This is a genomic window from Streptomyces sp. NPDC029122 (genome assembly GCF_055569445.1).
Genome location: NZ_JBVHWK010000028.1, coordinates 95,878 through 106,802, shown reverse-complemented (window position 1 = coordinate 106,802; position 10,925 = coordinate 95,878). Strand labels below are relative to the sequence as shown.

Sequence of the window (10,925 nt, the reverse complement as noted above, 5' to 3'; positions counted from 1 at the left end):
CACATCCCTCGCCGCCCTTCAGGCCCGAGTCCAGGCACAGACCGGCGAGGACAACAAGATCAAAACACCGTGTTAATGATCTGCAAGCCCTTAGGCTCGTCGGCATGGAAGCCCGTACCCCGCCCGTCCTTCTCCTGCCCGCACCCCGTACCTCCACCGGAGAGCTCATCGCCCGGGCAGCGGCCTGGCGCGGCTACGAGGTGACCGACCGGGCGGCGACCGCCGCAGGGCGCCGGGCGCACTGGTACGGCGGTCCCCGTGCGGCCGCGCGACTCGCCGGCCCGCTGGGCCTGGGGCTGCTCGAACCGGCCGACGACTGGCTGACCCGCGTCCCCGGCCCCCTCCTGCGGCGCGGCGTCCGGCTCACCACCCTCGCCGAGGCCCGTCAGCTGCGGGAACGGGCCTTCGTGAAACCGCCGTCGGCCAAGATCGACCTGCTGCCCGCCGCCGTCCACGAGGACGGGACCAGCCTGCCCGGCGAGCTCGACGGCTCCACGCCCGTCCTGGTGAGCGGCGTGGTGGAGTTCATGGCGGAGTACCGGCTGTTCGTCCTCGACGGCGAACCCGTCACCGGCAGCCGCTACGCCGTCTGCGGGCGCCTGGACCCGGCGCCGTTGGACGCCGGGAGCCGCGCCTTCGGCCGTACGGTCCTCGACGCCACGGCCGCCGGCCTGCCCAGCGCGGTGTGCCTGGACATCGGCCGGCTCGCCGACGGGGGCTGGGCGGTGGTCGAGGCGAACATGGCGTGGTTCGCCCACTGCTACGCCGCCGAGCCGGAACGCGTCCTGGACACGGTGCTCCGCGCCGCCGGTCCGATCGGCGCGGTCGCCGACCGGGACCGGCCGTACCTGAGCGGGCCGGCGGATCGTCCGGAACGGGTTTGACGAGCCACGGCCGGCCCGCCGCGGCGGGTCTCCGCGCGGGCCGTACCGCCTTCCGGCATCCCGGCCCGGTGAGCGGCGGGCTCCGGCCGGCGCGGCCTGCGCGCCGCCTATGGGGTGCCGTCGCCCTCAAGGGCGGGTGGCGACGAAGGTGTGGGTGATGCCGGTCCGCCAGCCGGGTTGGGGGAGCACGCGGACACCGGTGAATCCGGCCCGGCGCAGCCGGCGGGCGAACGCGTCGGCCGTGTCGAAGTCGAGCACGCTGCGCCACAGGTGCCGGTAGAGCGCCTCGTCGCCGTGGCGCCGGCCCCACGGCAGTACGACGGCGGCCATGACCGCGGACCACACGGCGCGGTCTACGGCCCGGCCGCTCAGGGCGTACTCGTGGACGGCGAGCCGGCCACCGGGCCGGAGGACCTCACGCGTGTGACGGAGCACGGAGTCGGGATCGCCGACGTTGCGCAGGAGGTAGGCGGCGAAGACCGCGTCGTAGGGCCCGGTGACGCCGGCCCCGGCCATGCCCTCGACGGCGGCGTGGACGAAGGACACCCGGCCGGGCCAGGGCTTGCTCAGGGCCTGGGCCAGCATGCCGGCGGACGCGTCGACTCCGGTCACTGCGGCCAGGGGCGCGGCGCGCAGCAGCGCGGCGGTCGAGGCGCCGGTGCCGCAGCCGAGGTCCAGAACCCTGCTGCCGGCGCCGCTCCCGGGGAGGGCGAGCCGGCGCGCGGAGCGCCGTAGGTCCCGGTGGTAGCCGGGGCTCGCTGAGACCATGCGGTCATAGGTGCCGGACGCGTGGTCGAAGGCCCCCGCGAGCTCGGCGTCCCTCAGCACGGCCATGTCGGTACCTCCCGCTGGGTGGCGACTTCCCCGCCCAGCTTGGCCGACGTCCCCGGAGGACGCGCCTCGGCACGGCCGGTTCGTCCCGCCCGCCCGGACGGCATGTGGGCCGCATGGCCCAAGAAGTGGTGCATCCGGTGCGGAGGGCGGTACGGAATCACCCACGGGCCACAACGGCCGTCCCGTCGGCAAGGGGAGTTGCGATGCGCGTACCTGATCCGCTCGACGTCGACCAGGACGTGTCCGCGGCCGTCGGCGCACACCTGGGCGAGGTGCTGGAGCGGCGCCTGGAGGAGGCCGCGGCGACGGACGCGGTCTTCGCCGCCGACATCGCGGGCCGGGTGGCGGGCTTCGCGCTGGAGGGCGGCAGCAGGCTCCGTTCGCAGTTCGTGTGGTGGGCGCTGCGGGGGTGCGGGGGTGGGGCCCATGAGGCCCAGCGGGTTCTGGGGGTCGCGGCGGCGCTCGAGCTGCTGCAGACCTGCGCGCTGATCCACGACGACGTCATGGACGGCTCCCCGCTGCGCCGGGGACGCCCGGCGGTGCACGTCCGGCTGGACGGCCAGTACGGGACGGGGAAGCGCGTCCTGCCGTGCGGCACGTTCGGCGGGGCGGCCGCCGTGCTGGCCGGCGACCTGGCCATGGCCTGGTCCGACGACGCGTTCAGGGAGGCCGTTCGCGGCGCCCCAGCGGAGGTCCGGGCCGCCGAGGTGTGGCGGGTGATGCGTACGGAGATGGTGGCGGGCCAGTACCTGGACCTCCAGGCCCAGGTCACCCGCACCAGGTCGACGAACCAGGCCGTGCGTACGGCGGTTCTGAAAACGGCCCTGTACACGGCGGGGCACCCCCTCGCCCTGGGTGCGGTCCTCGGGGACGCACTCGAGCCGACGGTGCGGGGGCTGCGGGAGGCGGGACGGTCCGCGGGTCTGGCGTTCCAGCTCCACGACGACCTGCAGGGAGCCTTCGGCGATCCCGCGGCGACCGGAAAGCCGGTCGGCGAGGACATCCGCGACGGGAAGGCGACCTTCCTGCTCGCCGTCGCGCGGGAACGGTGCGCACGCGACGGGGACCACGCCGCGGCGCGCCTGCTGGACGAGGTGACGGGCGCCCCGGGCGGCGGGCCGGCGGAACTCGACCGAGTGCTGGACCTCCTCGTCTCCTGCGGTGCGCGCGACGAGGTCGCGCGGCGTGTCGAGGAACTCTGCGCCCGCGCCGCCGCCGCCGTCGCCGACGCCGGGCTGTCACCGGAGGCGGTCGGCCGGATCGGCCGCCTGATGCGCGGCGCGTGCGGTCTGGGACCCGCTCCCGGGCGGCCGCCGGCGCCGGTAACCGCGGGGGACACCGGCGGCACCTTCCTGATCGGGGAGCCCCGTTGAAGACCCTGACCGGTCCCACGGACCACGTCGTCGTCGTGGGCGCGGGCCTCGCCGGCCTTGCCGCCGCACTCCACCTGGCCGGCCGGGGCCGGCGGGTGACGGTGGTGGAGCGGGACCCGGGACCCGGCGGACGCGCGGGGCGCCTGGTGCTCGGCGGCTACCGGGTGGACTCCGGCCCCACCGTCCTGACCATGCCGGACATCCTCGACGAGGCGTTCCGGGCCGTGGGTGACTCGCTGTCCGACCGGGTCGACCTCGTCCCGCTGCACCCCGCGTACCGGGCGCTCTTCGCGGACGGAACCCGCCTCGACGTCCACACCGACGGCGACGCCATGGAGGCCGAGATCGACTCCTTCGCGGGTGCCCGGGAGGCCCTCGGGTACCGTGCGCTCCGCAGATGGATGACGGAGCTGTACGCCGTGCAGATGCGCCGGTTCATCGACGCCAACTTCGACTCACCCCTCCGGCTCCTCCACCCGGACCTGGCGCGGCTCGCGGCGCTCGGCGGTTTCGGGCGCCTGGACCGGGCCGTCGGCCGGTTCCTGTCGGACGAGCGGCTGCGCCGCGTCTTCTCCTTCCAGGCCCTGTACGCGGGTGTCTCCCCGTCGCGTGCGCTGGCCGCCTACGCGGTGATCGCCTACATGGACACGGTCGCGGGGGTGTACTTCCCGCGCGGCGGGATGCACGCCGTCCCGGTGGCCATGGCCGCGGCGGCGGCCCGGGCCGGTGTGGTGTTCCACTACGGGGAGGCCGTCACCCGGCTGGAGCGCGCCGGGAGCCGCGTCACCGCCGTGGTCACCGCGCACGAGAGGATCCCGTGCGACGCGATCGTCCTGACGCCGGACCTGCCGGTCGCCTACGGCCTGCTGGGCAGGACGCCCCGGCGGCCGCTGCGCCTGCGGCACTCGCCGAGCGCCGTGGTGCTGCACGTGGGGACCGACCGCACCTGGCCCCAGCTGGCCCACCACACCCTGTCGTTCGGCCACGCGTGGGAGGGCGTCTTCGGCGAACTGATCAGCTCCGGACGGCTGATGAGCGATCCTTCCCTCCTGATCACCCGGCCCACCGCCACCGACCCCTCCCTCGCACCCCCGGGCCGGCACCTGCACTACGTCCTCGCCCCGTGTCCCAACACCCGGACCGGTCCCACGGCGGCCCACTGGGGTGATCTGGGCTCCCGCTACCGCGACGACCTGCTGCGGGAGCTCGAATGCCGCGGGCTCGCCGGACTGGGAGCGTCGATCGAGCAGGAGGCCCTGGTCACCCCTGCCGACTGGACGGCGAGGGGACACGCGGCCGGGACGCCCTTCTCCGTCGCCCACACCTTCGCCCAGACCGGCCCCTTCCGGCCCCGGAACCTGGTGAGCGGCACGGAGAACGCCGTGCTCGCAGGATGCGGCACCACCCCCGGCGTCGGCGTACCCACGGTGCTCATCTCGGGAAAGCTCGCGGCGGACCGCGTGGCCGGCTCGGGACCGGTCCGATGACAGCACGAGAACTGGACGCCGCGGGCATCACCGACCCGTCGCTGCGCGCGGCCTACACGGCCAGCCGGCTGCTGAACGCCCGGCACGGCAGAACGTACTTCCTCGCCACGCGCCTGCTGCCGGTCGACCGGCGGGCGGCGGTGCACGCCCTCTACGGTTTCGCCCGCCACGCCGACGACATCGTCGACGACCTGGGGACGGCCGCCCCCACGAGCGCGCGGCGCGCCGCCCTGGACTCGCTGGAGCAGCAGTGGCTGCGTGCCGTCCGGGGAGAGGAGGCCGCCGAACCGGTGGTCCGGGCGGCGGCCGACACCCGCGCCCGGTACGGCATCGAAGCCCGCCACTTCTCCGACTTCCTCGCATCGATGCGCAGCGACCTGTCGGTCAGCGCATACCCGACCTACGCCGCCCTGCGGAACTACATGCACGGATCGGCCGCCGTCATCGGGCTCCAGATGACGCCGGTGCTCGGCACCGTCGTACCGCGCGCCGAGGCCGAACCGTACGCCGCCGAGCTCGGAGTGGCGTTCCAGCTGACGAACTTCCTCAGGGACGTGGGCGAGGACCTCGACCGGGGACGGGTCTATCTGCCCCAGGACCTGCTGTCCGCGCACGGGGTCGACCGGGAGCTGCTGACGTGGAGCAGGCGTACGGGGCGCCGGGACACGCGGATCGCTTCCGCGCTGCGGGCCGCCGCGGCCCTGACGAGGGAGGTCTACCGGGCGGCCGAACCGGGGATCGGCAGGCTCGATCCGCTGACCGCGCCGTGCGTGCGCACCGCGTTCGTGCTCTACCGCGACATCCTGGGTGCCATCGAGAAGGACGGCTACGCGGCCGTGCACCGCCGCAGCGTGGTGGGCCGACGCCGGAGGACGGCCGTCGCACTGCGCGGCCTGGCCGCAGCCCTCGCCGCGCGCAGCACCGCCGGAGGCACCCGCGCGCGCACGCCGGCGGGAGAACGAACGGCCACGCTGACGCAGGACCGCGGGGTGCGGCGCCGGGGACAGGAGCGGACATGAACGCGGACGACAGGCCCGCTGACGCACGGCGCGGCCGCGGCGGCCGCGGGCACGCGATCCCGCTGCGGCTGCGTCGCAACGCCGTGCCGTGGGAGCGCCAGCGCCCGACATGGCGCGAGGCCAGACCCGCGCTGATCGCCGAGGCGCTGGGACGCGCCCTGGCGCGCCCTTCGGGGAACTGGTATGTCGTCGGGGCCGGCGCGGACCTGACCGCACGGCGCCCCCTCGGGCGGACGGTCGCCGGGACGGAGATCGTGCTCTGGCGCGACGAGGACCGCGTACCCCACGCCGGACCCGGAGCATGCCCCCACCTGGGCGCTCCGCTCAAGGACAGCCCCGTGCGGTGCGGCCGTCTCGTCTGCCACTGGCACGGGCTGGCCCTCGACGGCAGGCCGTTCGCCGGATGGTCGCCGTGGCCGGTGCACGACGACGGGGTGCTGCTGTGGGTGCGCCTGGACCCGGCAGGCGGGCAGCCGCCGACCGATCGCCCGGCCGTCCCGGCGCGGCCCCCGCTGGAAGCGGCGGTGGCCGCCGTCTACACCGGGGTGGGCGCGTGCGAGCCGCAGGACGTGGTCGCCAACCGCCTCGACCCCTGGCACGGCGGCTGGCTTCACCCTTACTCGTTCGTGGATCTGACCGTCCTGGACGGTCCCGAAGGCCGGCCGGCGGACGCGGACGACGCGCTGGTGGCGGACGTGTCGTTCAAACTGGCCGGCCGGGTCGTGGTCCCTGTGCGGGCGGCGTTCAGCGCGCCGGGTCCGCGGACCGTCGTGATGCGGATCGTCGAGGGCGAGGGAGAGGGGTCCGTGGTGGAGACGCACGCGACACCGCTGACGGCGCCGGGCGCGGCGCGGCCCCGTACCGCGGTGGTGGAGGCCGTCGTGGCCGCCTCGGACCGGCGGGGATTCGCGGCGGCCCGGGCCCTGGCGCCGCTGCTGCGCCCCGCCGTGCGGGCGGCCGCGGGCCGCCTGTGGCGCGACGACCTGGCGTACGCCGAACGGCGCTTCGTGCTGCGCAGCAGCGGCCGCTTCCCCGGCTGAGCCTCAGCCCCGGCCGAACCGGCGGGCGAGCAGTCGCAGGGGAGCGCACCGGCCCCGGTCCGGAACGGTCCACAGGGTCTGCCCGCGCAGGCCCCACCGCCGCAGATGGTGGTTGGCCGCAAGGAACCCGGTGGTGGCGGCCCGCTCCATGAGCGCCACCGGCAGGGCGGTGGCGACGAGGTCGCCGGCGACGGTGACGGTCGCGTCGGTGGTCTCCACGGCGGGCCGGTCCGCATGGCCGCCGACGGCGAAGAGCGGGCAGTCCTGCCGCCACTCGTCCCGCCGGTCGACGATGCGCGCGGCCAGGGTCTCCGGGTAGAGGCGGTGCAGCTGCCCGACGAGGGCACGGGCGACCGCCCGCGGGTCGGCGGCCGGATCCGCGGCGTAGGCGTGCAGTTCGACGACGGCGCCGCCGGTCTTGGAGGCCCAGCGGGCCGCCTCGCCCTCCCAGGCGTTCAGCACGCTGATGTTGTCCAGGGGCCCGTAGCCGCTGGTGCCGAGGAAGCCCGGACGGCGGGCGGCGACGGGACGGTCGAGCCAGAGCCGGGAGACGAGGAAGGGCGGGGCGGTACGGAGCCGGCCGATCCGGGCGCGCCACGCGTCGTCGCACAGGCCGGGCGAGGCGGCGACCAGCGCCCGCAGTCCCGTGGTGTCCAGGGCCAGCACCACCGCGTCGGCGTGCTCGCTCCCGTGGCGGGTGCGGACCAGGTGACCCCCGTGCTGGGCGGGCCGGAGGGCTGCCACGGGGGTGCCGGTACGGATGTCCACGCCGTGGTCCGCGAGGTAGCGGGCCAGCGGATCCCACAGGGCCTGGGGATACGGCTCGTCGGGCACGTCGAAGAGGAGTCCTTCGGACGAGCCGAGGAAGTAGATGTGGAACATCAGGGCGAGTTCGGCGGCGGACAGGTCGGCGGGGTCGGCGAAGAAGCTGCGGGAGAACACCTCGAAGGCGAGGTGCCGGGCCGCGGCGGGAAAGCGGATGCGGTCGAGGAGCTCGAGCGCGCTGACGTCCTCGTACCGCCGGTGGACCTCCGCCGCCCGCACGTCGAACAGCGGAAGGGCCGCGCGGGCGTCCATCCGGGCCAGGTCCCGCACCGTGAAGCTGGGACTCAGGGCGGCGAAGGCCATGGCGCTCCACGGGGGCGTCCGCGGGACCCGGGCGAAGCCGTCCCGCAGCCCGGAGCCGTGCACCAGTGGGTAGTCGGGCAGGGGGCGGAGACGGCCGAGAGCGGGATCGACCCGCCTGAGGAGCCCCCGCAGGTTGTAGTACTGGCGGAAGAAGGCGTGGAAACCGCGGCTCATGGTGACGGACGATCCGTCCGCGAGTTCCGTGGGCCATCCGGCCAGGCGGCCTCCGAGGGCGGCCTCGCGCTCATACAGGGTGACGCGGACCCCTCGTTCGGCGAGCACCGTGGCCGCGGCGACGCCCGCGATGCCGCCGCCCACGACCGCGCACCGCGGGGGCGGCCCGACGGCCTTGGGAGCCCCGGCATGCGCGGGGACGAGGACGGCCCTGCGGTCGCGGCCGCGGCGCGCCGGCGCCGCGCTGTCTTTCGGGCTCATGGGCTTCTCCTCAGGGTCTCGACGTTGCGGCGGGCGAGCAGGGGCAGCTCGGCCGCGGTGCGGAGCATGGCGAGGACGGGGGTGCGCAGGCCGATGGACAGCTCCTCGACCGGACGGGCCGTGCCGTCGAGGAACCGGAGCAGACGCTCCGGGGGCACGTGGCGGAAGAGGCGGGTGAAGAAGTCGGGGCCGTCGACGCGGCCCGTGTCCAGCGCACGGAGCAGAACGGAGTCCATGGCGAGGACTCTGGCCGGATGGGCGGGGGGCGGTACGGGAACCCGGCCGGCGTGCACCGCGGCCGCCACGGCCCGCGTCTGCCGCTGGATGGCGGCGAAGGCGTAACCGGTGGAGGGCCGGACCGCTCCCCCGGCCGCACCGATGCGGAAGACGTGCCGCCCGGGCCGGCGTTCGTACCGGCCGTCGCTCATCGGGATGGCGCCGCCTTCCGTGCCGAGGATCCGGAAGGGACCCAGCCCGAGCACCCGGCCGGTGTAGTCGCGCAGGGCCCTCGCGTAAGCGGCTTCCGGCAGGGGCGCGCGGCTGAACTCGGTGTACTCGACCAGCGCCGCACGGCGGCTGGTGGGAAGCACGTACCCGAAGGAGAGGCCTCGTTCGGGCTGCGGTGTGCGGAAGTCCATCAGTTCGACGGTGCGCGGGTCGAAGGCGGGGCGTTCGCAGTGGACGAACCACCCGCGGAAGTGCTGGAGCAGCGCGGTGCGCGCGGCGGGCGGCACCGCCGGGGGCCGGGAATCGTGGATCCAGCGGGCCCGGAGCGTGCGCACGGCTCCACGGGCGGTGGTGTACGTCAGGACTGCGCCGTCCGGCCCGTCGGTGATGTCCTCGACCACGCCCTCGACGCGGCGCAGCCCGGCCAGGCGCGGCCCGAGGCCCTGCTCGAAGACGTCCGAGCGCAGCATCTTGTACCGCAGCTCGCCGAGGCCGCGGACAGCGCCGCCGCCATCGGGAGCGCGCACGCGCAGCCGGCTCCAGCCGGCGGTGAGCAGCGGGTCGTAGTCGCCGGCGCCGGCTTCCCAGTAGCACCAGGTGCGTTGGGGAGGGCGAAGCGGCCCGGGCGGCGCATCGACGAGGACGACGTCCGGAGCCTGGACCCCCGCCGGCGGATCGAGCAGCCGCCAGGCCAAGGAGAGGCCGGCGGCGCCCGCACCGACGATGGCGATGTCGCAGCCGTAGGCCGTGGTCCGCACCGCAGCTCCGTTCTCCACCGGACGATCGCCCTCGCGGGCGGCGTGAACCGACGTCCCGGGCGGTCACGAACGGGCTTCCCGGGACGCTGGGCGTGGACGACGCTACCGCGACCGACCCGGCAACCGCCGGGACCCGGCGGGGCATTTCGTGTCGGCGGCGTGGGCGGCCGGTCCGGCCGGAGGCACAGGAGGCGACTCCGGCCGGACCGCTCCTCCCGTACACCTCGCCCTCACTCCAACGCCTGCTCCTCGCCGGCACCGAGCCGGCCCCCGACCTCGGGCAGTCCTGCCGTCGCGCGTCCGGTCTTCCGGGTGCGGCCGACCTCGAACTCCCGCTGCACCTGTGTCCACGTCCAGCACCTGACACCGTCCCCGCAACCGCGGTCTGTTCTTCCCCGCCGTGGAAGGGACGGCAGTACCGCCCGCGGCCGTCAGTGCGCTTCACGCCCCGGGAGGCGTACGGTGCTGCTGTGATCACAGGAGAGACTCCGGGGACTGCGCTGCTGTTGGCGGCCGCGCCGAGGGGAAAAGGCCGGCTCACCAACGCCACGAGCGTCCTGTCCGCCCTCGCGGCCGTCCCGCCCAGCTCCCTGACCCAAGCTTCGGCCGGCACGGTCATCGAGCTCGCCGACCCGGTGGATCAGCAGACCGTCCTCACGCGCATCCGGGCAGCCGCCGCCGCCCCGGGGCCGCTGAGCCTGTTCCTGTCCGGGCAGCTCCACCTCGATCCCCGGCAGCACCAGCTCCACCTCGCCCTGGCCGGCACCACATCGGCGACCGTGCGCTACACGGGGCTCCCCTGGGCCTGGCTGGCGAGCGAGCTCAAGCCCCGCCGCCCGCACACCACCCGGGTGATCGTCGACCTGGTCGCCGCCCCCGATGCCTGGCAGCAGATCCGCGCGTACGGTCTCACCCTCGGCCCCGGCACCTCCCTCCACGGCCGTGTGGCGGCGCCGCTCACCCGTCACCGGCCCGCCGAGCCGGCCTACCTGCGGGCCGTGGCCACCATCTGGCGCAGCGGACTCACCCCGCCGCTCTCCGACCTCCACGCGAAGGCCGCCTTCCAATCGGGCCACGAGGAAGCGCTGTTCCTCGCCTCGGACGCCACCGCGGCCCCCTGGCCCCACACCGCACCGGCCCCGGTGGCGATGGACGAGGACCCGCTGACGGTGGTCTTCGCCGCCGCGCACGCGGGACGGCACGGTGAGGCCGCCGTGCTCGCCGCTCGGTGGGAAGGACGGGCCGTGGGGCTGCACGGCCAGGGGTCCCCCGAGGCCATCCACTGGCTGGAGGTCCGGGCCGATCTCGCCCACGTCGCCGGCGATCCGGCAGGGAGCTGCGAGTTGTGGATGGCCGCCGCCGCGGCCCGCCTTGCCCGCCGGCAGGCCGTCGACGCCCCTGACGTCGTGGGGGGGGGGGGGGGGGGGCGCCCCCCAAAGAAAGGGACCGAGCCCCACCCAAGCACAAAAGGCGGTCCCGCGCCCTGCCTCACCGCCCTTTCCCCACTCTAGACGCGAACC

At 75.4% G+C, this 10,925-nt stretch carries 9 protein-coding genes; 6 read left to right on the top strand and 3 right to left on the bottom strand.

The window, feature by feature from the left end; genetic code table 11:
- Positions 1-104: 104 nt before the first annotated feature.
- The gene (locus tag ACZ4WZ_RS27410; RefSeq protein ID WP_467894335.1) at positions 105-884 is read left to right on the top strand and encodes an ATP-grasp domain-containing protein; all 780 of its coding nucleotides are present in this window, start codon (positions 105-107) and stop codon (positions 882-884) included.
- A gap of 126 nt (positions 885-1,010) precedes the next feature.
- On the opposite strand, the gene ACZ4WZ_RS27405 is transcribed toward ACZ4WZ_RS27410, so the two are convergent.
- A complete protein-coding gene (locus ACZ4WZ_RS27405) occupies positions 1,011-1,718 on the bottom strand; it encodes a class I SAM-dependent methyltransferase (RefSeq protein ID WP_467894334.1) in 708 nt (235 codons plus the stop codon).
- A gap of 203 nt (positions 1,719-1,921) precedes the next feature.
- Between ACZ4WZ_RS27405 and ACZ4WZ_RS27400 the strand changes: the two genes are divergently transcribed.
- The 4 genes from ACZ4WZ_RS27400 to ACZ4WZ_RS27385 are packed head-to-tail and all read left to right on the top strand — an operon-like array spanning position 1,922 to position 6,637.
- On the top strand, positions 1,922-3,091 hold the full coding sequence (locus ACZ4WZ_RS27400; RefSeq protein ID WP_467894332.1) for a polyprenyl synthetase family protein: 1,170 nt from the start codon (positions 1,922-1,924) through the stop codon (positions 3,089-3,091).
- Positions 3,088-4,578, top strand: a complete 1,491-nt coding sequence (gene crtI / locus ACZ4WZ_RS27395; RefSeq protein WP_467894330.1) for a phytoene desaturase family protein — start codon at positions 3,088-3,090, stop codon at positions 4,576-4,578. The genes ACZ4WZ_RS27400 and crtI overlap by 4 nt, the downstream gene beginning before the upstream one ends.
- Positions 4,575-5,597: a phytoene/squalene synthase family protein gene (locus tag ACZ4WZ_RS27390; RefSeq protein WP_467894329.1), complete on the top strand. Its 1,023-nt coding sequence runs from the start codon at positions 4,575-4,577 to the stop codon at positions 5,595-5,597. Before crtI ends, ACZ4WZ_RS27390 begins: the two co-directional genes overlap by 4 nt.
- Positions 5,594-6,637 carry a DUF5914 domain-containing protein gene (locus tag ACZ4WZ_RS27385; RefSeq protein ID WP_467894327.1) on the top strand — a complete coding sequence of 348 codons (1,044 nt, stop codon included), beginning with the start codon at positions 5,594-5,596 and terminating at the stop codon, positions 6,635-6,637. The genes ACZ4WZ_RS27390 and ACZ4WZ_RS27385 overlap by 4 nt, the downstream gene beginning before the upstream one ends.
- Positions 6,638-6,640: 3 nt before the next feature.
- Here the strand turns inward: ACZ4WZ_RS27385 and ACZ4WZ_RS27380 are convergent, their stop codons facing one another.
- A complete protein-coding gene (locus ACZ4WZ_RS27380) occupies positions 6,641-8,200 on the bottom strand; it encodes an FAD-dependent oxidoreductase (RefSeq protein ID WP_467894326.1) in 1,560 nt (519 codons plus the stop codon).
- Positions 8,197-9,405 carry a lycopene cyclase family protein gene (locus ACZ4WZ_RS27375; RefSeq protein ID WP_467894325.1) on the bottom strand — a complete coding sequence of 403 codons (1,209 nt, stop codon included), beginning with the start codon at positions 9,403-9,405 and terminating at the stop codon, positions 8,197-8,199. Before ACZ4WZ_RS27375 ends, ACZ4WZ_RS27380 begins: the two co-directional genes overlap by 4 nt.
- A gap of 470 nt (positions 9,406-9,875) precedes the next feature.
- Here ACZ4WZ_RS27375 and ACZ4WZ_RS27370 point away from each other — a divergent pair, with 470 nt between their 5' ends.
- Positions 9,876-10,916: a hypothetical protein gene (locus tag ACZ4WZ_RS27370; RefSeq protein ID WP_467894324.1), complete on the top strand. Its 1,041-nt coding sequence runs from the start codon at positions 9,876-9,878 to the stop codon at positions 10,914-10,916.
- Positions 10,917-10,925 lie beyond the last annotated feature (9 nt).

Excerpts from the sequence above, each read along its gene's own strand:
- ACZ4WZ_RS27390 (WP_467894329.1), top strand. The coding sequence starts at position 4,575 with ATGACAGCACGAGAACTGGACGCCGCGGGCATCACCGACCCGTCGCTG.
- ACZ4WZ_RS27400 (WP_467894332.1), top strand. The coding sequence starts at position 1,922 with ATGCGCGTACCTGATCCGCTCGACGTCGACCAGGACGTGTCCGCGGCC.
- ACZ4WZ_RS27385 (WP_467894327.1), top strand. The coding sequence starts at position 5,594 with ATGAACGCGGACGACAGGCCCGCTGACGCACGGCGCGGCCGCGGCGGC.
- ACZ4WZ_RS27405 (WP_467894334.1), bottom strand. The coding sequence starts at position 1,718 with ATGGCCGTGCTGAGGGACGCCGAGCTCGCGGGGGCCTTCGACCACGCG.
- ACZ4WZ_RS27380 (WP_467894326.1), bottom strand. The coding sequence starts at position 8,200 with ATGAGCCCGAAAGACAGCGCGGCGCCGGCGCGCCGCGGCCGCGACCGC.
- ACZ4WZ_RS27410 (WP_467894335.1), top strand. The coding sequence starts at position 105 with ATGGAAGCCCGTACCCCGCCCGTCCTTCTCCTGCCCGCACCCCGTACC.